22 protein-coding genes are annotated in these 24,525 nt (G+C 44.0%); 8 read left to right on the top strand and 14 right to left on the bottom strand.

Annotated elements, in window-relative coordinates; genetic code table 11:
* Positions 1-211: 211 nt before the first annotated feature.
* The 3 genes from purT (at position 212) to dapC (ending at position 5,692) form a co-directional block, all read left to right on the top strand.
* Entirely contained in the window at positions 212-1,420 is a 1,209-nt protein-coding gene (purT, locus tag BLQ60_RS08040) for a formate-dependent phosphoribosylglycinamide formyltransferase (RefSeq protein ID WP_092618521.1), read from the top strand.
* Positions 1,421-1,810: 390 nt separating this feature from the next.
* On the top strand, positions 1,811-4,465 hold the full coding sequence (gene glnD, locus BLQ60_RS08035) for a [protein-PII] uridylyltransferase (RefSeq protein WP_092618518.1): 2,655 nt from the start codon (positions 1,811-1,813) through the stop codon (positions 4,463-4,465).
* 57 nt (positions 4,466-4,522) lie between these two features.
* A complete protein-coding gene (gene dapC / locus BLQ60_RS08030; protein ID WP_092618515.1) occupies positions 4,523-5,692 on the top strand; it encodes a succinyldiaminopimelate transaminase in 1,170 nt (389 codons plus the stop codon).
* Positions 5,693-5,846: 154 nt separating this feature from the next.
* Here dapC and BLQ60_RS08025 read toward each other — a convergent pair whose 3' ends face one another.
* Positions 5,847-6,041: a heavy-metal-associated domain-containing protein gene (locus BLQ60_RS08025; protein WP_092618512.1), complete on the bottom strand. Its 195-nt coding sequence runs from the start codon at positions 6,039-6,041 to the stop codon at positions 5,847-5,849.
* Between the two features lie 186 nt (positions 6,042-6,227).
* Between BLQ60_RS08025 and BLQ60_RS08020 the strand changes: the two genes are divergently transcribed.
* The 3 genes from BLQ60_RS08020 (at position 6,228) to BLQ60_RS08010 (ending at position 11,578) form a co-directional block, all read left to right on the top strand.
* Positions 6,228-8,813, top strand: coding sequence for a heavy metal translocating P-type ATPase (locus BLQ60_RS08020; RefSeq protein ID WP_092618509.1), 2,586 nt, complete (start codon positions 6,228-6,230; stop codon positions 8,811-8,813).
* 154 nt (positions 8,814-8,967) lie between these two features.
* Positions 8,968-9,357 (top strand): Cu(I)-responsive transcriptional regulator, encoded by a 390-nt coding sequence (cueR, locus tag BLQ60_RS08015; RefSeq protein WP_092618505.1) that lies wholly within the window; start codon positions 8,968-8,970, stop codon positions 9,355-9,357.
* 523 nt (positions 9,358-9,880) lie between these two features.
* Positions 9,881-11,578, top strand: a complete 1,698-nt coding sequence (locus BLQ60_RS08010; protein ID WP_378235212.1) for a tannase/feruloyl esterase family alpha/beta hydrolase — start codon at positions 9,881-9,883, stop codon at positions 11,576-11,578.
* Positions 11,579-11,700: 122 nt separating this feature from the next.
* On the opposite strand, the gene BLQ60_RS08005 is transcribed toward BLQ60_RS08010, so the two are convergent.
* The 12 genes from BLQ60_RS08005 to BLQ60_RS07950 form a co-directional block, all read right to left on the bottom strand.
* Positions 11,701-12,684: an ion transporter gene (locus BLQ60_RS08005; RefSeq protein WP_092618499.1), complete on the bottom strand. Its 984-nt coding sequence runs from the start codon at positions 12,682-12,684 to the stop codon at positions 11,701-11,703.
* Positions 12,685-12,860: 176 nt separating this feature from the next.
* The gene (locus BLQ60_RS08000; protein ID WP_092618496.1) at positions 12,861-13,448 is read right to left on the bottom strand and encodes a hypothetical protein; all 588 of its coding nucleotides are present in this window, start codon (positions 13,446-13,448) and stop codon (positions 12,861-12,863) included.
* Between the two features lie 153 nt (positions 13,449-13,601).
* On the bottom strand, positions 13,602-14,189 hold the full coding sequence (locus BLQ60_RS07995) for a HupE/UreJ family protein (RefSeq protein WP_092618493.1): 588 nt from the start codon (positions 14,187-14,189) through the stop codon (positions 13,602-13,604).
* Between the two features lie 11 nt (positions 14,190-14,200).
* Entirely contained in the window at positions 14,201-14,815 is a 615-nt protein-coding gene (ureG, locus tag BLQ60_RS07990; protein ID WP_092618490.1) for an urease accessory protein UreG, read from the bottom strand.
* A gap of 96 nt (positions 14,816-14,911) precedes the next feature.
* Complete coding sequence (locus BLQ60_RS07985) at positions 14,912-15,574, bottom strand: urease accessory protein UreF (RefSeq protein WP_092618487.1); 663 nt, start codon at positions 15,572-15,574, stop codon at positions 14,912-14,914.
* Entirely contained in the window at positions 15,564-16,055 is a 492-nt protein-coding gene (gene ureE, locus BLQ60_RS07980) for an urease accessory protein UreE (protein ID WP_092618484.1), read from the bottom strand. Before ureE ends, BLQ60_RS07985 begins: the two co-directional genes overlap by 11 nt.
* Before the next feature lie 74 nt (positions 16,056-16,129).
* Positions 16,130-16,531: an endonuclease domain-containing protein gene (locus BLQ60_RS07975; protein WP_092618481.1), complete on the bottom strand. Its 402-nt coding sequence runs from the start codon at positions 16,529-16,531 to the stop codon at positions 16,130-16,132.
* Positions 16,532-16,709: 178 nt separating this feature from the next.
* On the bottom strand, positions 16,710-18,422 hold the full coding sequence (ureC, locus tag BLQ60_RS07970; protein WP_092618478.1) for an urease subunit alpha: 1,713 nt from the start codon (positions 18,420-18,422) through the stop codon (positions 16,710-16,712).
* Positions 18,423-18,514: 92 nt separating this feature from the next.
* Positions 18,515-18,829 (bottom strand): urease subunit beta, encoded by a 315-nt coding sequence (locus tag BLQ60_RS07965; protein WP_092618475.1) that lies wholly within the window; start codon positions 18,827-18,829, stop codon positions 18,515-18,517.
* A gap of 13 nt (positions 18,830-18,842) precedes the next feature.
* Positions 18,843-19,145 (bottom strand): urease subunit gamma, encoded by a 303-nt coding sequence (gene ureA / locus BLQ60_RS07960; RefSeq protein ID WP_092618472.1) that lies wholly within the window; start codon positions 19,143-19,145, stop codon positions 18,843-18,845.
* A 20-nt stretch (positions 19,146-19,165) separates the two neighbouring features.
* Positions 19,166-20,041 (bottom strand): urease accessory protein UreD, encoded by an 876-nt coding sequence (locus tag BLQ60_RS07955; protein ID WP_092618470.1) that lies wholly within the window; start codon positions 20,039-20,041, stop codon positions 19,166-19,168.
* Between the two features lie 143 nt (positions 20,042-20,184).
* Positions 20,185-20,754 (bottom strand): DUF3465 domain-containing protein, encoded by a 570-nt coding sequence (locus BLQ60_RS07950; RefSeq protein ID WP_092618467.1) that lies wholly within the window; start codon positions 20,752-20,754, stop codon positions 20,185-20,187.
* A gap of 194 nt (positions 20,755-20,948) precedes the next feature.
* On the opposite strand from BLQ60_RS07950, the gene BLQ60_RS07945 reads away from it, so the two are divergent.
* On the top strand, positions 20,949-21,446 hold the full coding sequence (locus tag BLQ60_RS07945; protein WP_092618464.1) for a copper resistance protein NlpE: 498 nt from the start codon (positions 20,949-20,951) through the stop codon (positions 21,444-21,446).
* Positions 21,447-21,556: 110 nt separating this feature from the next.
* On the top strand, positions 21,557-22,354 hold the full coding sequence (locus BLQ60_RS07940) for a DUF2071 domain-containing protein (RefSeq protein WP_092618461.1): 798 nt from the start codon (positions 21,557-21,559) through the stop codon (positions 22,352-22,354).
* A gap of 219 nt (positions 22,355-22,573) precedes the next feature.
* On the opposite strand, the gene BLQ60_RS07935 is transcribed toward BLQ60_RS07940, so the two are convergent.
* The gene (locus tag BLQ60_RS07935; RefSeq protein ID WP_092618458.1) at positions 22,574-24,172 is read right to left on the bottom strand and encodes an isocitrate lyase; all 1,599 of its coding nucleotides are present in this window, start codon (positions 24,170-24,172) and stop codon (positions 22,574-22,576) included.
* Positions 24,173-24,525 lie beyond the last annotated feature (353 nt).

Genomic DNA, 24,525 nt, shown 5'->3' with positions numbered 1-24,525 from the left:
ATTGCCAGTCCATCATTACTGATAAATCAATAGATATTGACTTGAGATGAAGCGAACAGAAGACTGTTCGCTTTTTTCGCAAAATCAGCACGACTCAGCCTCTATTTATTTCAACAATAGTGCCTATTTCTTGTGCGGATTAGGCTGTAAGTTCACTGATCTGTCTGCTATGCTAAAGCCCACGATAAAATTATTATTTTAGGTTCAAGGCATGACAGTACGCATCGGGACTCCTTTACAATCTTCCGCAACTCGGGTGTTATTTTTAGGTTCAGGTGAGCTTGGCAAAGAGGTAGTGATTTCCTTGCAACGGCTTGGTGTTGAAGTGATCGCCGCCGATCGTTATGACAATGCCCCTGCCATGCAAGTCGCACATCGCAGTTATACCCTAAATATGAATGATGCGACTGCGTTAAAGGCTTTGATTGAAGAAGTAAAACCTCATCTGATCGTGCCTGAGATCGAAGCGATTGCCACCGAAGTCTTATTAGACATTGAAGCACAAAATATTGCGACGGTGATTCCCTCTGCCAAAGCGGTCAACCTGACCATGAATCGTGAAGGCATTCGTCGCCTCGCTGCTGAAGAATTAGGCTTGCCGACGTCGATTTATCGTTTTGCCGATAGTTTAGAGAGCTTCCGTGCTGCCTGTGATGACATTGGTTATCCAAACTTTGTCAAACCAGTGATGTCATCTTCGGGCAAAGGTCAATCTCGCGTCACCAACTTTAAAGAAGTCGATGCCGCTTGGGATTATGCGATGCAAGGCGGTCGAGTCAATCAAGGTAAAGTGATTATCGAATCGCAAATCAACTTTGATTATGAAATTACCCTACTCACTGTACGTGCCAAAAATCCTGAAACAGGTGCCATCGAAACCCATTTCTGCGACCCGATCGGACACCGCCAAGAAGCAGGCGACTATGTGGAAAGCTGGCAACCTCAGCCAATGAGCGAAACTGCGCTCATTGAAGCCAAACGTATTGCTGATAAAGTCACGACGGCACTGGGTGGCTGTGGGATTTTTGGTGTGGAATTATTTATCAAAGCTGATCAAGTGTGGTTTAGTGAAGTATCCCCTCGTCCGCATGATACAGGTCTAGTGACATTAGCGAGTCAATTCCAAAGTGAATTTGAGCTTCATGCTCGGGCGATTCTCGGCTTGCCTGTGAATACAGCTCGTCACAGTACCGCAGCCAGTGCGGTGATTTATGCAGGTCAAGATGGTACGAATTTAAGCTTTAGTAATTTGCAACACGCTTTGGCGCACCCTGATACGGATTTACGCCTATTTGGTAAGCCTGAAGGTTTTGTCAAACGTCGTATGGGTGTGGCAACAGCACGGGCAGAATCAGTTGAAAGCGCACGTCAACTTGCTAAAGCAACTGCGGATGCAGTACAAGTAAACCCATCGGAATAATTGCATCTAAATGATAAATTGACCACAAATGATGAGTAAGCAAATATTTGATACGTGAAAGCGTCTGTTGCATTGTTTGAGGTCAGCATGCAATATGCAAAGTAGTGTTTGCTAATCAATTGAATAGATACTTAAAGTATGACCGAGTTTGCAACAGACAAAATGGTTTTCTTGCGAAACTGCGTTTCTCATTTTCCCGAAATGAGAAATATATTTCGTAAGGTAGGTCGAACCTGAACAAGATTGAAATATATTTCAATCGAAGTGCAAGACTATGTGATTAATCCAGACATTTGAGTAAATACTGTAAGACTTCCCTAAAACAGTCATACTGCATAATACTCTGTGTTATATGTTTTTCGATTTCCGCAATTTTTAAGAGCACATCGCATGTTAGATTTTCCTCCCATTTCTGAATATGTTCGCTTAGGTCAAGATTTACAGGGCTTGACCACGTGGCGTGAGCAAGTTGAAGATAAACTCGATCAATATTTTGCCGATGGGGTGAACATTCGAGATGTGGTTACGGCTCGATCGGATCAGATTGATTTGGCATTAGATTTTCTTTGGCAAAATGCAGGATTGGATCAAACCGATTTAGCACTGTTTGCAGTCGGTGGTTACGGTCGTCGTGAGATGTTGCCCTATTCGGATGTCGATGTGCTGATTCTGTCCGAAGAAGAATTGGATGAAGCCACAGAGGATAAAGTCAAAACTTTTGTATCATCGCTGTGGGATGTGGGTAATTTTAAACCCGGGATTAGTGTGCGTACGATCAAAGCCTGTTTTGATCAAGCCACTGCGGATGTCACCATTGCCACCTCATTGATCGAGGCGCGCTTATTAACAGGCAATGAACAACTGAAAAAATGGCCTCGTCGTATCGTCGCCGAAAGCTGGACGGATAAAACCTTTTTCGATGCAAAAGTGCTTGAGCAAAAGAAACGCTACGAACAACATAACAATACTGAAAGCAACCTCGAACCCGATATTAAAAATGCCCCCGGCGGTCTGCGAGATATGAACCAGATTGGCTGGATCGCCAAGCGTCACTTTCGTGTCAATCGGATTTATGACTTTGTGCATCTGGGCTTTATCAGTGAATTTGAATTGGCGATCTTAGAAAAAGCGGAAAACTTTTTATGGGAAATTCGCCATCATTTGCATCGCCTGACCAAACGGGATGAAAATCGCTTACTGTTTGATTATCAACGTGAGGTCGCTGGATTACTTGGTTACACCCGAGAAGAGGGTCAACACCCGAATCACGCCATTGAACAATTCATGAAACGTTATTACCAAATTGCGCAAAGTGTTTCGACTTTAAGTGAATTGTTGGTGAATTATTTTAATGAATCGGTGATTATCCCTCGTCTAGCGGATTATGAACGCCAGATTGAACCCGTTAACAAAAACTTTAAACTGGTCGATGGCAAGTTGGCGGTCAATCATCATAAAGTCTTTTCGGAAACACCAAGTGCGATCTTAGAAGTATTTTATTTGATGGCGAATAATCCTGATATTCAAGGGATTCGCTCTCGCACCTTGCGCTTGCTACTACTTGCTGCCAAGAAAATCGATCAAAATTTCCGTGATAATCCTGCGCACAAAGCCCTATTTTTAGCAATTATCCGTTCGCCATTTCGTCTGTATGACACGCTGGTGGCGATGCGTCGTTATGGTGTGCTGGGCAATTATATTCCTGCATTTGGGCAGATCATGGGCTTGATGCAGTATGACCTGTTCCACATTTATACCGTTGATGCACATACTTTGCTGTTGATTCGCAATCTCAATCGCTTTGCAGAACCCGAGTTTGGTAAGCAATATCCTGTGGTCTGCAACGTGTTCCAACGCCTTGCCCGTAAAGACATTATCTTCATTGCAGCACTGTTCCATGACATCGCCAAAGGTCGTGGCGGTGATCATAGCGAACTGGGCGCTGAGGATGCGATTGAGTTTTGCCGTGCACACGGACTCAGTGAACGTGATGGCAAAATGGTCGCTTGGCTGACTCGCAATCACTTGATGATGTCACTCACTGCGCAGAAAAAAGATATTTCTGATCCTGATGTGGTGCAAAGCTACGCCGAAGCGATGGGCGATATGGAGCATTTGGACTATCTGTACTGTCTGACTGTGGCGGATATTAATGCCACCAACCCGACACTCTGGACCAATTGGAAAGCGTCCTTGATGCGCCAGCTCTACTCGCAATCTCGTGAAATTATCCGAGGTGGATTAGACCGCCCTGTCGATCATCAGATGTTGATTGAAGACACCAAATTTTCAGCCATTGAAAAGCTCTCTGATGAATTTCCACCGTTTGAAATCGAAGAAGTTTGGAAAGAGCTTGGTGATGATTATTTCTTAAAAGAAACTGTCGATGAAGTGGTTTGGCATACCAGTGCGATTCTGCGTCATGGTGAAAATAGCGATCCACTGGTCTTGATTCGTGAACATCGTAAAGCAATTCAGCTGTTTATTTATACTCGAGATACACCGAACCTGTTTGCCACTACGGTTGCGATTTTGGATCGCTTAAATCTCGATGTCCAAGATGCACGCATTATCACCGCTGCGACCAATTTTTCACTCGACACCTATGTGATCCATGACCGTCTTGGCAGTATCATGAGCGATGCCAGTCGCAAACAGCAAGTGATTGATACTTTGGTGAAAGGCTTGAATCAAGTCGACCAATATCCAGGTTGGATGCAGCGCCGTATCCCTCGTCGATTGCGTCATTTTGAAGTGGAAAATAGTGTTGATATTCGTCTAAACCGTGCCTTAAATCAGAACATGGTGGAAATTTCCACACTCGATCAACCTGGTCTTTTGGCGAGAATCGGCGGTCTATTTATGATGCAAGGCATTGATATCCATTCTGCACGGATTGCCACGCTAGGGGAAAAGGCGGAGGATATTTTCTTTGTCACTAAGCCTGATGGTACGCCATTGACTGAAAAAGAGTCTGCAATTTTTGCCGAGCAACTGAAAGGCGCTTTGGATGAGGCATCGAATCAAGTGACGATACAGCATTGATTTATCGTCAAACTACTTGAAAAATATTTACATAGATGAAATTTGGAACTTGCGGTTATGAACCCTGATTTGGCTTTACTTCACCCTTACCCTTTTGAAAAATTAAATGCGCTTTTTGCAGATATTCAACCTGCCAAAGTGCCTTTAATTCCGCTGTCGATCGGTGAGCCAAAACACGCTGCGCCTGCTTTTGTACAACAAGCGATCGAAGCCAACTTTGCCCATCTTTCCACTTATCCGAATAGCAAAGGTTTGCCTGAGCTTCGTCAAAGTATTGGCAATTGGCTCACCAATCGTTTCCAACTGCAAAGTATTGATGCGGAAACGCAAATCTTACCCGTCAGTGGCACACGTGAAGCAATTTTCTCCTTTGTGCAATCAGCGGTTGATCGCAGTAAATCACCTTATGTAGTGATGCCAAATCCGTTCTACCAAATCTATGAAGGTGCTGCACTGCTTGCAGGCGCAACACCTTATTTTGTCAACTGTACTGCGGACAATGATTACAAAGGTGATTTTCGCCAAGTGCCTAGCGAGGTCTGGGAAAAGACCGATATTTTATTCGTCTGCACACCAGGCAACCCGACAGGTGCGGTACTCAGTAGTGAAGATTTTCAACAGCTGATTGCGCTGTCTGACGAGTACGATTTTATTATTGCTTCGGATGAGTGCTATTCGGAATTGTGGTTTGAGCAAGCACCTGTTGGCTTACTACAAGTCTGTGCTGAAATCGGTCGTCATGACTATAAAAATTGCGTGGTGTTTCACTCACTTTCTAAGCGTTCCAATCTTCCAGGCATGCGCTCAGGTTTTGTTGCTGGCGATGCCAAACTCCTTGCGCCCTATTTGAAATATCGTACTTATCATGGTGCTGCCATGCCTGTGCAACATCAGCTGGCATCGATCGCTGCATGGAATGATGAACAGCACGTCGAAGATAACCGCATTGCCTATCGCCAGAAATTTGCATTATTCCAATCAGAGTTGGGCGATCGCCTACCATTTAAAAAGCCTGATGCAGGATTTTATTATTGGCTCCAAGTCGATAATGATGAAGCCTTTGCCAAAAAGTTGCTTAGCGAGGCAAATATCAAAGTCCTGCCAGGTCGTTACTTGTCACGTGAAACTGCTCAAGGCAATCCGGGTGAGAATCATGTACGGATGGCATTGGTCGCAAGTATTGCGCAGTGTGAAGAAGTGGTAGAACGATTGAAGAAAATCATCTAACAATACCCCCATTTAATTCCCCCTTCTCAGGGGGAAACCACCCAATAAAATCAAATGATCAAAATTCCTCCCCTTTTTTAGGGGGAGGTTAGGTGGGGTTGAATATTGAATATTGAAAAACTTCATCCCTAATACATTTAACTACAGAAAAAATTTAAATCGCAGTCGCTGTATAACCCTCTTCTTTTAACACGCTTTGTACTTGCTCAAGACTCAGCGCAGTTTCCACATCGACTTGCTTGGTGGTCAAATCCACTACGACTTGTGCATTATGATCTGCACTTGAAATCGCCTGTTTAATGGCTTTTTCACAGTGTCCGCAAGTCATATTCTCTACATGTAATTTCATTTTTTGCTCCAAAGATATTCTGAATATTTATAATGCTAAGGCTTCCCACAATGGTAAGGTCAAGCAGATAAATCCATCACACATACTAAAAACTCATTATTCAAGCCATAAAACTGTATCACTTGACTTTACCATCATGGTAAGGTTGAAAATAGTATTAAATCATTTCAAGAATGGTGCTCAACCATGAATCAACAAGCCATAAATAAGCAACAAAAAACGCTTAACTTTGATGTAGAAGGCATGAGCTGTGCCTCATGTGTGGGTCGTGTCGAACGAGCGATTGCCAAAGTTGATGGTGTTGAAAGTGTTAGTGTCAATCTTGCAACCGAACGTGCCTCAATACAAATTAACGATGCGACTGCTGATGCTGAATTAAGCACTTCGATCACCCAAGCCATCGAAAAAGCAGGCTATCAGGCGAAATTGCATCAAGATTCACAGCAAGTCAAAGCATTTGTAAAAGATGATGTGCATACAGTATTGCGTATCGACGGGATGAGCTGTGCCTCTTGTGTCGGTCGAGTCGAACGTGCATTAAAAAAGATAGATGATGTCACTGATGCCAATGTCAACCTTGCGACGGAAATGGCAAACATTCATCACACTTCAATGGTTGATACAGATCAACTGATCGCGCAGGTCGAACAAGTTGGCTATCACGCAAGTGTTATACAACAACAAAACGAGTCGTTAAATATTAATACAACGCAAGCACCTCAAAAAAGTTATAGCGAACGCCGTCAGCTCGAAGCCGATGAATTATTTAAAAAATTAATTGTGGCAATCGTCTTGGCGTTACCTGTATTTGTATTGGAGATGGGAAGCCATTTTATTCCTGCTTTGCATCACTGGATTGCTTCCAGTATCGGCATGCAAAATAGCTGGTATTTGCAATTTATCCTTGCCACGTTGGTGTTGATTTTTTCGGGACGGCAGTTTTATACGCACGGTATTCCTGCATTGTTTCGTGGTGCACCCGATATGAATACTTTGGTCGCTGTTGGTTCTTTGGCGGCATATAGTTATTCGATCGTAGCAACTTTCCTGCCACAGTTTCTGCCTGAAGCCAATCTTGCGGTGTACTATGAATCCGTGGTGGTGATTATTGTCTTGATTCTTTTAGGTCGTTATCTGGAAGCCAAAGCCAAAGGTCAAACCTCGCAAGCCATTGAAAAACTGATGCAATTACAACCGAAAGTGGCGCACGTCAAACGTGATGGGCAATTTATTGATGTCGATATTAATAGCATACAAAGTAATGACGTTGTGATGATTAAACCCTCAGAAAGCGTGCCTTTTGATGGTATCGTGCTTGAGGGTCAAAGCTATGTGGATGAGTCGATGATTACGGGCGAATCAATGGCTGTGCAAAAAACTGTTGATGATCAAGTGATTGGTGGTACGCTCAATCAGCAAGGTCAGCTCATTGTTCAAGTCCTTGCTGTGGGCGGTGACACGACTTTAGCCAAAATAATTCAATTGGTGGAAAATGCGCAGTCCAGTAAATTACCGATTCAGAATCTGGTCGATAAGATCACCATGTGGTTTGTCCCGACCATTCTAGTGATCGCTGTACTGACCTTTCTCGCTTGGATGCTATTTTCTGAGCAAGGATTGAGTTTTGCCTTGATTAATTCGGTATCAGTGCTCATCATCGCCTGTCCGTGTGCGATGGGTTTGGCGACACCGATGTCGATCATGGTCGGTACAGGGCGTGCCGCCGAATTGGGGATTTTGTTCCGTGATGTGCAATCCTTACAGTCGGCAAAGGATATTCAGGCAGTTGCTTTTGATAAAACTGGGACTTTAACCAATGGTCATCCGATTTTAACGGATTTGTTGCTTGCGCCTGATGTGAAAGAAAATGATGTTAAAGAAAACCATGATGTGGATCTGATTCGACAATACGCTGCATCGCTTGAGTCCGCATCAGAGCATCCGATTGCCAAAGCCATTGTTGAGAACGCAAAAATCCGTGAATTACCGCTATTGCCAATCACTGATTTTCAAGCGCATGTTGGTTTAGGTGTACAAGCACAGATTGATGGCAAAACGATACGCATTGGCTCGGACTCATGGATGAAGCAATTGGGCTTTTCCACCACTGCATTACAGCCTTATTTTGAAGAATTGACCAGTGAAGCAAAAACCACATTTTACCTCAGTGTCGATGAGCAAATCTTTGCGGTGATTGCGGTTGCTGATGAAGCCAAAGCCGATGCACATTCCGCAATTAACGCTTTGCATCAAGAGAAATTTTATGTGGCGATGGTCAGCGGTGATCAACAAAAAACGGCGCAAGTCATCGGACAATCTCTCGGTGTTGATCAAGTCATTGCCAATGTCAAGCCTGAGCAAAAGGTTGAAGCCATCAACGCATTACAAGCCAGATATGGCAAAGTCGCCTTTGTCGGTGATGGCATCAATGATGCCCCTGCGCTTGCGCACGCCGATCTTGGTATTGCCATGGGTACAGGTACGGATATTGCGATTGAAACTGCTGATGTAGTATTGATGAATGGACATGTGAGCAGTGTAGTGGATTGCATTGCGCTCTCTCGTGCCACGATTCGCAACATTCAGCAGAATCTATTTTGGGCATTTGTTTACAATGTGGCGTTAATTCCAGTTGCAGCGGGTGTGCTCTACCCGTTGAATGGCATGCTACTTTCACCGATGTTTGCGGCTTTTGCGATGGCGCTGTCATCGGTGTTTGTCGTGAGCAATGCCTTACGCCTTAAACGCTTTCAATCTATAGGAAAAGTCTGAAAACATTTCCTTCGAAAAGTTAAGCTAAAATAGATTTTGTATTCATCAATAATATGCGACTGTCTTTTTTTGGAAACGTTTCATTGTGATATGTAGTGTAGATGCAGTGACTCCTTCTCCCTTTGGGAGAAGGTTGGGATGAGGGGTTTAAATCATGAATATCAGCCAAGCCGCCAAACAAACGGGTATCTCCGCAAAGATGATTCGTTACTACGAAGACATCGGCTTGATTCCACAGGTCTTGCGCACCGATGCAGGTTATCGGGTGTTTAATCCGCATGACATCGAACGGTTGCAGTTTATTCATCAGTCCCGAAATCTGGGCTTTAGTCTTGAACAAATCAAACTCTTGCTTGAATTGCAAAATAATCCAGATCGTAACAGTGCCGATGTCAAAGCATTGGCACAACATCATGTCGATGAATTAGAAGCTAAAATCACGCAAATGCAACAGTTAGTCACTCACCTGAATAGCATTATTCAAAAATGTCAGGGCAATGATCAACCAGAATGTGCCATCTTGGACGATTTGCAACAGCACTAATGACAAAAGTGCTTTGCAACACATACATGTTCTGTACAACATCAACAAAATATCAGCACAACGAACAACACAACTCAGGATAAATGTAAAACAAATTTAACTCTATCTTTCAAAAAAATAAAATTCAAATATAAACTTAAATAGTTTCATGCATTTAAAAAAATACGAAAGAATAATTAAAAATCTTACCAAAATACAAACTAGACAGTTTGATTAAAAAATAACACTTGTATATCAGCCTAGCTTGCATTATTTTAATCCTCGATAAGTTGCAGAACGAACAAAGAGACTATTGATCGCATAGCACATTGTAATCATTGTTCAAGCAAGACCTTTGCACATCAATACGCCAACACACTGCTCAGAAGCTCTGCTCTCATGCGCTGTACTTTTTTGTATTTCACCGCACTTATCGACTTGTATCAGGATAGATTATTTTTCAAACAGATAGGGATCGTCGACTATGATGACATCGATTTATCAAAATCACTGGTTAAAATCACTGAGCCTTGCTGCGCTGTGTATGAGTTTAATAGCATGTGGAGACAATGATCATGATGATCAATCCTCCACTGGATCAGATCACCAAATTCCGCAATTAAGCCCTGCTGTTGGCACGACATTGCAAGGTGATTGTTCGGATTTATTAGATTTTAGTTTTGATCAAACTACGATCAGTGCAGCCACTTTACAAGCGGCTGGTACATTGCAAGTTGCAGGACAAGATATTGCCGCACATTGTTTGATTACAGGATATATGCACCCTCGGGTCAGTCCTGTAGACGGACAAAGCTATCAAATTGGCTTTGAAATGCGCTTACCAGTGGATTGGAATGGACGCTTTTTGTATCAAGGCAATGGCGGTACAGATGGCAATATCGCAACAGCAACGGGTCAAGTCGGTAGCGGTGGACCATTGACCAATGCCCTCCACCAAGGTTTTGCAGTAATTTCATCGGATGCGGGTCATAATGCGACACAAAATCCACTCTTTGGACTCGACCCACAGGCACGTATTGATTATGGTTATGGTGCAATCAGTAAACTCACGCCGATGGCTAAACATCTGATTCAGCGTGCCTATGGTAAATTACCTGATCGCTCATATGCAGGTGGCACATCCAATGGTGGACGACATGCCATGATGGCAGCCACACGTTTGGGTGATGAATATGATGGTATTTTGGCAAGCACACCAGGATTTCATCTACCTAAAGCTGCTGCTGCGCAGCTCTATACTGCACAGCAACTGCGCCGCGTTGCGACCGATGAAAATGACTTGAGCACTGCGCTCACCATTCCCGAACGTCAAGTCCTTGCGCAAGCGATTTTGGACAAATGTGATGCCTTGGATGGTATTGTAGATGGATTAGTGCAAGATGTAGAAAGTTGTCGTAGTGCATTTAATATCAAAACAGATGTACCAGTTTGTAGCGCTGAACGTGATGGTAGCTGTCTATCCGCAGACCAGCTTGATGTGGTCGCCAATATTTATCGAGGCCCTGTCAATTCAGCGGGTGAAGCATTGTACGCAACCCAGCCTTTTGATCCTGGACTTGTCGGTAGTAATTGGGCAAGCTGGAAGTTTTCATCTTCAGTTGGTACAGCACGTGACCCTGTTGCGGTAGGGATCATCTTTCAAGTTCCGCCAGATGCCAGTGTGACTGAAAACTCTCGACAATTTGCATTTAATTATAATTTTGACACGGATTACCTCAAACTATCGGCGACCAACAATACCTATACCGAAAGTGCAATGTCATTCATGATTCCACCTGACGAATTAAATCTGGATAAATTGCACCAACATGGCGGGAAAATGATCGTTGTACAAGGTAATGCTGATGGCGTATTTTCTGTAGACGATACGCAAAATTGGTATGACAACGTTTTACAGCGCTACCAAGAGCAAGCGAATGTCGATGCACAAAGTTTTGTCCGATTCTTCCGTGTGCCCGGTATGAATCACTCTCGTGGTGGTATCGCAACAGATCAATTCGATGCACTGACTGCTTTGGTCAACTGGGTAGAGTATGGAAAAGCACCAGATCAAATCATTGCAACAGCTCGTGGCATTGGCAATGCCAGTGGTCAAGTCAATACCGAACTGCCAGGTGACTGGTCTGCAAATCGTACTCGCCCACTCTGCCCTTATCCTTTAGTGACTCGTTATAATGGTGATGGTGATAGTGAGCTCGCTGAAAACTTTAGCTGCCGCTAAAAAACATACAGCAAGAATGATTTCAAACTCATAATTTCAGATTCTTGCTGTATTTCATTTGAAATCTAAGCGCCAGTTTAACACGTGAAAACTTACGCCGTGCATTCACTCAATGGTTTGGACTATTCATCACGATCATCTTTTTGAATACTAATGCCCTTACCACAATGTGGACAGGTGATGCCTTGATGATCAGCATATTGGCGCTCTCGCATCAACTGGATAATCACATCATGCATCTGCTCTTTGGTGAGTCCCACACGTTGCCGTAATTTTTCCAACTCATCTTGATCATTAAAAATATCCAACCCTTGTTGTTGCAGCATTTCCAAAAATTCAAGCTCAAGGCGTTGATTGCGCTGATTCAACTCATTCGCCAAACCCGATGCCAAAATACCCGCTGGCAATGCCGCAATACCGACCCCCAAAATCGTGATCAATGCACCTAAGAATTTCCCCATTGGCGTGATCGGCGTGACATCACCATAGCCGACCGTGGTCAAGGTCACCACCGCCCACCACATTGCTTTTGGGATCGAGCTAAAAGCTTCTGGTTGTGCTTTATTTTCAACGATATAAATACCTGAAGCCGCCATCACAATCATGATTGAGAGAATAAACACGACCGCTTGAAATGCGCCACGTTCTCGCTGAATCACCCGCAATAACATTTGTAGTGAAACAAAATAACGGGTCAATTTTAATAATCGCAATAAACGGAATATCCGTAGCACCCGCAGATCAACGTGCACGAAGAAATTCAAGAACGCAGGTAATATCGCCAACAAATCAATAATTGCCCCGCCACTACGCACCCACTGCCAGCGCACTGCCCATTCTGAGCGACTTCGATCTTTCTCGACGACACTCCAAAACCGCAGTAAATATTCCAAGGTAAAGACCGTGATGGAAATATTTTCAAATAAGTTAAACCAGAACTGATGTTCTTTATACAGTGGTTGTACCGACTCTAAAATCACTGCGCCGACATTGGCAACGATCAGCGTGATCAAAAAATAATTGATACAGGTACTGAGAAAGCTACGATAATTATCATCGTGTAAATTGAGATACACCCAACGACGAACGGTAAAAAAGACTGACATATTTTTGGCGTAATATTGATCCGTGTGAACAGTGTAAACAAATTCGCCTAATTCGCCTAATTTGCAAAAATTGCCAATTATTGAAATGATGCAAAATCGCTTCATTCAATATGACTGGTTCTAAATCGCACCGTTTAAATCACATCGTTTAAATTACATCATTTAAACTGCATTGTTTAAAAAGCCACTTTCCAAAATACCCGCACCGCTTGCCCACGATCATGTGGAAACGATGAAGTATATTCATAGCCGACCGATTGATTTTGCTTCACGTCAAATTCCATCCCATAGCCCAGCGAAATCGATAAATCCGACATGGTCACTTGGCTGGTTTGTGCATTTTTATACGCTTCACTGAGATCATCCATGCTGTACCACGTATTGTTATAAATCCGAATACCATCATCCTGATAAAATGAATTATCCAAACGACTTTCTTCAATGATCGGCTGATCTTCACCTGCGTAGCGTTGATTTTTTTCCAGATACATTGAGTTTTCAAACTGGTCTGATGCGGTATCCATTTTGATGCTGTTTTTGCTATTGCTGTGAGATGATGTGGTTAATGGCGCAAAAAATTGTGGCACACTCTCCGCATATGCCGTAGCCAAACATGACAGCAACACGGTTAAAAACAACAAGGAATAACCAAGTGCTTTAGACCGCTGAGATTGCTTTCGCTTTTTCAAAACGCTAATGCTTGGCGTTGCCAAAATATCGAGATGAGTAAAATTAAAAGTCACATGATCCTTTGTGATATACATTCAATGATTTTCTTATTTAGCCTAAGCCATCACATCCAAAAAAGGTAGCCTTAGCTACCCTTTTATGCAAGATAAATTGTCACAAAATTAAACGTTTGCGCATTGCTATGCCGAGCAAATCTGATCCAATCTAATCCAAGCCGACCGATCAATTTAAGCCAAGCTGATCGCCGCAACCACCGCCGCACATGCTGCTACGATCTTGTCACCATGAGGCACATAACGGCGAATCACCTCACCCAAACCAAGACCGAATGCATAGATGAGCGCCATTGCCAGCACCATGCCTGTGATGACCAATGCCGCATGCCCTGCATGTGCCAGCTCCACACCATGCGCAGCACCGTGGAAAAAGGTCAAGGCAATCGATGCAACTGCCAATACACTGCCTTGACGAGCGAGCAATGCCACGGCAAGCACCGCAAGTGATGCAACGATGCCGTATTCTGCAATATTGGCAAAAATCCCTTGCATCCCCAAGACAAAACCAAAGATCAACGCCAAGGCAAAACTCAGCATCCCAGCCACTTTCCAGCGCTGTGCAAATTTGGCAAAGAGGACACCCAGCGCAATCGCCATCACCAAATGATCAAGCCCAGTAAAGGGATGCACAAAACCTGCAACAAAACCCGACGTGCCATGCTCATGTCCTGGATGCGCCATTGCCAACACAGGTGTACTCGCCAAAATCAAAGCGATCAGACGATTCGCGTAGATGTTTTTAGTGCGTTGAATTTTCATCGAGTATGCTCCTAAGCCTGAAATAAACCTTGTTTTTCGATAAACGAAATGATCTCTTGCAAGCCATCTTCTGTTTTCATGTTACTAAAAATAAATGGACGATCGCCACGCATGCGTTTGGCATCTTGATCCATCACCTCAAGATTGGCGCCCACCATCGGCGCAAGATCAGTTTTATTGATAATCAACAAATCCGACTTGGTAATCCCAGGTCCGCCCTTACGTGGAATCTTCTCACCACCTGCCACATCGATCACATACAACGTCAGATCGGATAATTCAGGGCTAAAAGTCGCTGCCAAATTATCTCCACCACTTTCGATGATAATCAGCTCTAACCCTTCAAACTTTTCACACAAATCATCAATCGCAGCAAGGTTAATCGAGGCATCTTCACGAATCGCAGTATGCGGACAACCGCCTGTTTCTACACCGACAATGCGCTCAGGCGACATCGCCTCATGTCGGGTCAAAAAATTGGAGTCTTCTTTGGTATAAATATCATTGGTGACCACTGCCATATTATACTTTTCACGCAAGGCACGGCACAGATTCAAGGTCAGTGCAGTTTTACCTGAGCCAACTGGACCACCAATACCAACACGCAATGGGCTACGTTCTGACATATTTATTTCCTTTTTCATTACAAAAATTCATTTTCAATTGCTAACATAGCACTTTTCGCACAGCAATTCATTACACATCAATCATTTACACGCCAATTAAGAACGGAATAAGCGTGAATACTGCGTTTCGTGGCGCATGCTGAGCATGGCATAGCACGGCAAAGCACTGCTCATTTCGTCATCTTCGATCTGCATCGCACGTTGCACCAGATCAGGCACCAACTGATGCAGATGCCACAAAATACGCTGTCCGCTCATCTGCCCAAGTGGTACGGTTTTCACCGCTGCCAAGACCTGATTTTCCAGTACGGTAAAGGTATAAGCAGTCAACACATCATTCACATCAAGCTGTAAACGACCACAAAGCTGTGCATAAACAGGCACAAAACCAAATTGCTTTTTTACCGTGACGGGCTGTTTTAACACATCTCGAATCCATGCATTCAAAGAAAATGCCAACTGCTGTGACTCTGCCAAAAGCTCTTTGCTTTCTCGACTGGCTTTATACAGATGCGCAAATTTTAAAAATTCATCCTCATCGTCATAAGCCTGCGTTAAGCGCCTTAAAATCGGCAACTCGAATCGAAGCAATAGCATTTCTAACACTTCTTCAAAATAAGCCATGCTCGATGCTTCATCATGGATCAGCCCAAGCTCAATCGCTGTTTCCACACCTTGCGAATAGCAATATGCACCGACAGGCAAAGCCGTCGAGGACAATGTCAACAGCTTGAGCAATTGCTGAGCGTTAGTGGACATGATGCAGTGACTTAATCGGACTCAGACGATTGTCATGACGATGTTCATGACCGTGCTGCGCATACGCCCCGCTTTCAGGTTCGAAAGGATGCTCGACTTCGTGCACCGTCAAGCCCAAACCAATCACCATTTCTGCGAGGACATGATCAGGCTCAAAGTACAGCGCATTAGGTGTAAGCATCAATGGCACATGACGATTGCCGAGATGATAAGCAGCTTTAAGGAGTTCAAAATCACTCAGTGCGGTGACTTGCATCAGTCGTTCTGGCTTGGCATCGATACGCAATACATCACCATCGATTGTGGCAATGTATGCGCCACTTCGCAAAATCCCTGTACGCGGTAAGTCTGCACCAATGTCCGTACCATTGGATAATGTTGCACGAAAGCGGGATTTCTGTCGTGTGTCGAAGGTCAGCTCGACCGTGTCAAAAATTTGCTCGGTGCTGATCTGTTCAAGACGTTGGGTATAGATTTTCATGGTTTAGCTCATTTTTACAATTTAACTTTTACAATTTGGCTTTCACGCTTTTAGATTCACAATTTAACGTTCATTCAGTCTTGCAAATCTTGCATCGAGCCACTCATTTTCGCAGAATTCATTTGCTGTATACTTTGCCACAAATGGGTTAATACAGCTTCGGATTCGTTCAACACATCATGATTCCAATATCGAATAACCCTTAATCCAAGCGTATTCAGACATGCTGAACGTTGTTCATCGTAGACTCGGTTTTCCTCATTTGCATGTTGTCCGCCATCTAACTCAATCACTAAACCCAACTCATGACAATAAAAATCAACAATATAATGCGCAATTGGATGTTGCCGACGAAATTTATAGCCTGAAAATCGTCTTGCCCTCAAAATCTGCCACAAAAATTGTTCGGCATCGGTCGTATTCTTCCGCAATTCTCTCGCAAAGATAATGAGCTGTGGATCGATGGGTTTGATCATTAGTTGGATTTTCCCTTTGCTCAACAGACTATTAGATCAGAAATAGCTTTTATCTCTATAAACCCTCATCCCAGCCTTCTCCCAAAGGGAGAAGGAGCAACAAAGCATTTTATGCTGAGCTGTTAAAGCCCTCTCCTTGAGGAGAGGGTTGGGTGAGGTGATCTCGTAATAGATAACCCTAAAACAAAAAATACCGCTGTGCCATCGGCAACACATCCGCTGGCTCACAGGTCAGATGCTCACCATCGGCACGCACTTCATAGATTTCAGGGTCAACTTCCATCACAGGACAATAATCATTGTGCTTCATGTCTGATTTGCTGATGTGACGGGTGTTTTTACATGGGCTGATCATTTTCTTGAGATCAAGTTGCTGTGCCACGCCATTGTCGATTGCCACTTGCGACAAGAACGTGATACAGGTGCGATGCACACCACGAGGGAACGCGCCAAACATTGGACGATAATGCACAGGCTGTGGCGTAGGAATCGAGGCATTAATATCACCCATCGGTGCAGCGGCGATCATGCCACCTTTGATAATCATCGACGGTTTCACCCCAAAAAATGCAGGCTTCCACAACACCAAATCAGCAAGTTTACCTTCTTCAACCGAGCCGACTTCATGACTCAGACCATGTGTAATCGCAGGATTAATGGTGTATTTGGCGATATAGCGTTTGATACGCTGATTGTCATGTGGGTTATCATTTGAATCATTGCCACCCGCCAAAGCTCCACGTTGCACTTTCATCTTGTGCGCCGTCTGCCAAGTACGAATGATCACTTCACCAACACGCCCCATCGCTTGCGAATCTGACGACATCATGGCGATTGCGCCCATGTCTTGCAAAATGTCTTCGGCGGCAATAGTTTCTCGGCGGATACGACTTTCCGCAAATGCCACATCTTCGGCAATCGCAGGATCGAGATGATGACACACCATCAGCATATCGAGATGTTCGTCAATAGTGTTGATGGTATATGGTCGGGTCGGATTGGTCGATGACGGCAATACATTTGGCTGACCAATCGCCTTGAGAATATCAGGCGCATGACCGCCACCTGCACCTTCGGTATGGTAGGTGTGAATGGTACGATTTTTAAATGCCGCCAAAGTTTCTTCTAAAAATCCACCTTCATTTAAGGTATCAGTATGAATCGCCACTTGCACATCATATTGATCTGCCACGCTCAAGCAATTATCAATCGCCGCAGGGGTTGAACCCCAATCTTCATGCAGTTTTAAGCCCACAACACCCGCTTTAATCTGCTCAGCGATTGGCTCAGGTAAACTCAGATTACCTTTACCAAGTAATCCAATATTCATCGGTAAATCATCAATGGCTTGCAACATCGTGCCAATATGCCACGGCCCTGGAGTCACCGTGGTTGCGGAAGTCCCCGCTGCAGGCCCTGTGCCACCGCCGATCATGGTGGTCACACCACTCATCAATGCGGTTTCAACCTGTTGCGGACAAATCCAGTGAATATGCGTATCAATTCCACCTGCGGTGAGAATCTGCCCTTCTCCTGCAATCACTTCTGTCGCTGCACCGAGTGGAATGCTAATATTAGGCTGAATATCTGGATTGCCTGCTTTACCAATTTTCCAGATTCGACCATTTTTCAATCCCACATCGGCTTTGACGATACCCCACCAATCGACGATCAAAGCATTGGTAATCACCGTATCAGCGACTTCATCGGCAAGTAATTGCGATTGTCCCATGCCATCACGAATGACTTTCCCCCCACCGAATTTCACCTCTTCACCATAGGTGGTCAAGTCTTGCTCGACTTGGAGAAACAGCTCGGTATCTGCCAAACGAACTCGGTCGCCCACTGTGGCACCAAACATTTCCGCATAGGCTTGTCGTGACATTTTCATGAGGTTGATCCTTAAAGCATATTTTTAAACAATTGATCTGTGATCAGCGTGCATTACATTATTTTGCTTGGGAAATTCAAAATTTTCCTATACTAGAATTCATCCAGTTTGCCCATCACTCGCCCTGCAAACCCATACACCTCACGCTTCCCAGCCAGTGCAACCAGCTCCACATCACGGCTCTGACCCGGTTCAAAACGTACTGCTGTGCCTGCGGCGATATTCAGTCGAAAGCCTCGTGCCAATTGACGATCAAAATCTAAGGCATCGTTGGCTTCGGCAAAGTGGAAGTGCGAACCCACTTGGATCGGACGATCGCCTGTATTTGCCACTCGAATCTTGAGCGTTTCACGTCCGACATTCAGTTCAATATCTGCGCCTGAGGTCAATACTTCTCCAGGAATCATCGTTTCTCTCCTGTTAAACAATCGGTTGATGGACAGTGACCAACTTGGAGCCATCTGGAAATGTCGCTTCCACTTGCACTTCGGCGATCATTTCAGGCACACCGTCCATCACATCGTCACGCTTGAGCAAGGTGGTGCCAAAGTGCATCAAATCAGCAACACTCATGCCATCACGGGCACCTTCCAATAACGCCGCAGAGATATATGCCATTGCTTCAGGATAATTGAGCTTGAGCCCTCGAGCTTTACGCCGTTCAGCTACCAGCCCTGCGGTGAAAATCAATAATTTGTCTTTTTCAGTGGGATTGAGTTCCATACTTTATTCCTCTTGTATTTCTATGTTCGCCAAATTCGTGGAAATGCTTCATCCAGATTCAACCAATAATGACGCAACCTGGCTCGAATCGCCGCAAAAGCATCGTGACATTGCCGTACATCATCACCGAGATAACGTGCACAAATCACTCCATTGACCAAGGTTAAGGTGACATTAAAGTCCATACGCATGATGAGCTCCCGAATCAAATCAATCTGGGATTCCAGCACTGTGGTCGAGCGATTCTGCGATGGCGCTACTGCCCAAAAACTCCCCATCACCGCATGTCCCGCCATGCCCAGACACGATGTTAAAAATCGATCTTTGCCATGAAAAGACAAGGTATCTGCGATCAGCAACGCGCCATTTTGATGGAGTCGAAATTGATTATGATAATGTCCCGTCTGAAATGTTTCCGCACGAGCTTGGCGTCCAATCACCAGCATATCCCAGCCGATAAAACAGGAAACGTCATCCAACTGAATGTGGGTTTCCGATTGTGCATTCGCCCCATCAAAGAGCATGGTTTCTTGCGGTAACCACTCCAAGATGCCATCATCTTTGACCGTAAGATGTATATGCTGATGTGCCTGTTTCTGATTGGTTTTGTACCATTTCCCTGCGCCAGGCGTAGTGATCAAAGCATGTGCTTTTGCTTCGACCTCTACATCAAAACTTAGGTGATCGCCACCTGCAATCCCTGCTGGCGGATGCACCAAAATGGTATGGCAAACACCTGTTTTTTCGGGCCACAACATTTTTTGCACCCGAATAGGACCAAAATGCTTTCGATGCACCAAAATCGTTCGATTTTGATCAACACCATATTTCAGCTCAAGTTTGGCAAACCATTTTTGTGCGATTGGATGCGCATTGAGTTGGATAGATTGGTTCATTCGGGGTAAAAAACAGCATCTTAAAAGTCATGTCCCGATAACAGTGCAAAAACCACGCCGACTTTCCGATGTGACCGTTTAACTGCTGGATAATACGGCACTGACCTTTCACATATGATTCACCCTAAGCCAAATGCGAAGCGTTATTGATAGGTTTTACCCTGATGTTTTAGCCAACCGTCAATGTGGCGTCCTTGTGGATCATGGTGCGTCCAATGTATCACGCCACCTTGCTGGTTATACTCATATTCACCATAAAATTCAACCGTATCGCCTTTTTCCAAATTTCGAATTTTCTCTGAAATATCAATATTATGCGCCACCAACACAGTTAAGCCATTGCCCAAATCCAAAATAAAGCGTTGATGTCGAGAGCCATTATTGTCATCTGGCAAAATCGCTTTGACCGTGCCTGACGCTTGGATTTGCACATCATGTTGCTGTTGGTCGTAGGCTTGACGAATCACGTCTACCCCATGCAATGTGTCGACATGATCAGGTTGGCTTTGATGCTGATTGTTTGGGTTGTTTACATGACTACTTTGTGATGCAGATGCATTATCTTCAGCAATCGCCGACTTTAAATTGCCATGCTTGGATGATTTTTCATCTTGATTAAACCATTGATTGGCAGCAAATATTGCAATAATAATGGCAACCAGCACACCCGCATTCAGCTTATTTTTGGCAGATTTCACAACAACATACCCCATCGATCAACACATCAGATTGTCTCATCTTAACATTATGTACCTACAAATATGTGAATTTTGCAAGGACTGATGCTATGCAAACGCTTTATTTCATGATGATTTTTTTACAGAATTTTGATCCATGACATATTTTTACTTTTCATTATTGGGCGCTTCACATACATTAGGCAGATTGATTTTTCGGTAGCAAAATGATGAAAAAAGTATTACTCAGCTTGACCTTCGCCAGCCTGTTGCTCAGTGCATGTAGCAAACCTGACAGCGCCGATCAAAATACAGAAGCGCAAAGCACGGCTCAACAAACCGCACAACAAAGCACACCATCGGGCACTAATCATCCTGACCCAGCGCATAGTGCAGAAAATTCGCTCGACTGGAATGGCACCTACGAGGGCACCTTACCCTGTGCAGACTGCAATGGGATCCGCACCGAACTCACGCTGAACAGCAACAAAACCTATCGTATCGCAGAGACCTATCTTGGACGAGGCAAAGGCGAAGGAGCCAGCTATGTTACCAACGGCACGTTTAACTTTGATAATCGCAACACCTCCATCATCGTCTTAGACAAAAAAGCAGATGCACGCCAATATTTTATCGCTGAAAACAAAGTCTATGCCTTGGATAGCTTTGGTGAAAAAATCACGGGCGATTTTGAATCGATGTATATTTTAAGCAAAACCGTCAAATAAACACGCTGATCAACGCCCTAAGTGATATAAAAATCCTTTGGGCTTTTTTTCGCTTTGAGGAAAAATTGCGTTAGACTCAATCCAATCCAAGCTAAAAATAACATCACAACATGCATAATTCTGAGCAGAGCGTACGACGCTTTCACGATGTATTACAACCTAGACCAAAAGCTACTGGGATTGATGTGCAATGTGCTTTGCAACATTTTGCCCTGATCACCTATGCGATTGCACCTGAGAAATTTCAACAGATTATTCCCGAACGATTTCAGCTTGATACGATTTTATACAACGGCAAAGCACATGTCTTGATGTCTGTGGTACCCTTTATCGATGTGGATTTCACTTCTGCGGTTTACCCTTTCCCAAAATTCACCATGGGGCAAACCAATTATCGGGTGTATGTGATTGACCGTGAAACTGGCGAGCGCTGTGTCTGGTTTATCGGCACCACTTTAGACTCGTGGACGATCGTCGTACCTCGTCATCTATGGATGTTGCCATGGCATCGTGCCAAGATCGATTTTGATTGTGAATTTGATGCGCAGCAAAACTGTTATCGTCATTACCATATGCGCACTCAATCTGACTGGGCTAATGCTGAACTTCGGCTGACGCAGTCTACTGAGGATACATGGCAGTTTGAAGGTTTTCCCGATTTAGAATCGTTCCAAGTCTATCTCACCCATCCTTTGGCAGGATTTTATCATCGTCGTGATGGCAAACTTGGCAGCTATCGTGTTTGGCACGATCGCTTAAACCCACAACCAGCGCAATTGAACTATGCCAAATTTGATTTGCTCGAACGCATGGGGCTGGTCAGTTTTGAAGATCAACAACACCCGTATAGTGTGCTGATTGAACCAATCAATCACTTTACTATCTATTTACCGCCCACAGTTTATTGATAACGATTTGTAGATAGCAATTTAACGTTCACGATTTATCGATAGGGTTTGCCTTAACCACTTTAGACTTACTATTTTTTTACCTTGATGCTTGCGTGAATTTGTTTTTTTCTGCATTTATCGCTGTCATATTTTTTAATCTCTACCTTCCATAAAAAAACTCGCCCAATTGAGCGAGTTCTTTTTGAAATCAATTTAATGATTACGCATCAATGCGTATTAACCACCGAATTGACCCATCGTGTTTGCAGTACCGCCAGCTTTAAGCGCGTTGTCACCAGAGAAGATTTCTTTGTGATCATCACCGATGTCTGAACCAGCCATTGCTTGGTGTTTCACACATGCGATACCACCACGGATTTCTTTACGTTGTACGCCAGCAACATAAGCCAACATGCCTTCTTCACCGAAGTAACCTTTAGCAAGCTCATGCGTAGACAATGCAGCTGTGTGGTAAGTCGGCAGTGTGATCAAGTGGTGGAATACACCCGCTTCACGAGCAGCATCAGCTTGGAATGTACGGATTTTCTCATCAGCATCTTTAGACAATTCAGAGTCATCGTATTCAGCACTCATCAACTTCGCACGGTCGTAACCAGAGACGTCTTTACCTTCTGAAGCCCAACGGTCATAAGTTTGTTGACGGAAGTTCAAAGTCCAGTTGAATGATGGAGAGTTGTTATAAACAAGTTTCGCATCTGGAACTTGAGCTTTTACGCCATCAACGAATGCTTTAATTGCAGCAACGTCTGGAGTTGGCGTTTCGATCCAGATCATGTCTGCACCGTTTTGCAAGCTAGTTACACAGTCAAGTACAACACGGTCGTGTTGCGTGCCTTCACGGAACTGATACAAGCCAGAAGCAAGACGTGTAGGACGGTGAAGTTTACCATCACGTTTGATCAAGATTTCGTCATCAGCAGCTTCTGAGATGTCGATTTCTTTGGTATCCAAGTAGCTGATATATTGAGAAGCCAAGTCGCCTTTCTCTTTAGATACTGGGATTTTTTGTGTCAAGTCAGCGCCTTCAGAGTCAGTACGTGCAACGATTACACCGTCATCAACGCCAAGCTCTAAGAATGCATAACGTACAGCATTGATTTTCGCTAAGAAGTCTTCGTGTGGCACAGTCACTTTACCAGCTTGGTGACCACATTGTTTCGCATCAGATACTTGGTTTTCGATTTGGATTGCAGCAGCACCCGCTTCGATCATTTGTTTAGTCAACAAATAAGTCGCTTCTTCGTTACCGAAACCAGCGTCGATGTCAGCAATGATTGGTACAACATGAGTTTCGAAGTTGTCGATTTGCGCTTCGATTTCTTTTGCTTTTGCAGCATCGCCAGCAGCTTCAGCTTTTTGCAATGCACGGAACAAATCGTTCAGTTCTTTGGCATCAGCTTGACGCAAGAAGGTGTAGATTTCTTCGATCAATTTTGGTACAGAAGTTTTTTCGTGCATAGATTGGTCAGGAAGTGGACCGAATTCTGAACGAAGTGCAGCAACCATCCAACCAGAAAGGTAGATATAACGCTTGCTAGTCGTACCGAAGTATTTTTTGTTCGCAATCATTTTTTGTTGCGCAATAAAACCGTGCCAGCAACCCAAAGATTGAGTGTACTTGCTGTTATCAGCATCGTATTCAGCCATATCTTTACGCATAAGTGCTGCTGTATACTTCGCAATGTCCAAACCAGTTTTGAAACGGTTTTGAACAGCCATACGAGCCGCATCTTCTGCACGGATAGCACCCCAAGTGCCACCTAGTTTGTTTTTAACGCCACGTACGTGCTCTAAAGCTGATTGATAAGTCATGATCTATTCCTGCATTTCATATTAGGAGTATCAATTGAAGTGCTCGACATTTTCACATTCAGATTGAACGTCTAAAACTCGAGCGACTTTATGAATGAATCACAGCATAGTCGCAGTATTTCGATTAATCCAATAGCCTGCCTTGATTTTCACTATTTAGTTTGGAAATGGAAGGTAATTATCATCATGATACATTGCATGCCATTTCAACTCATTGTTTTCAATCGCCTTATTTTCATCACCAAAAGCACTTTGAAAAATTCCAGCAATCATCCACGCCAAAAATACTTGTTACCACTTATGTCTACAGGGCAAATCCTGAGTCATCACAGCAGATGATTTGCCTCAAACTTAAC

Origin of the sequence: Acinetobacter marinus, assembly GCF_900096915.1 — a bacterium.
GTDB classification, from domain to species: Bacteria; Pseudomonadota; Gammaproteobacteria; order Pseudomonadales; family Moraxellaceae; genus Acinetobacter; species Acinetobacter marinus.
Note: the sequence above shows the minus strand (reverse complement) of the source record. Positions and strands in the feature narration are given on the sequence as shown.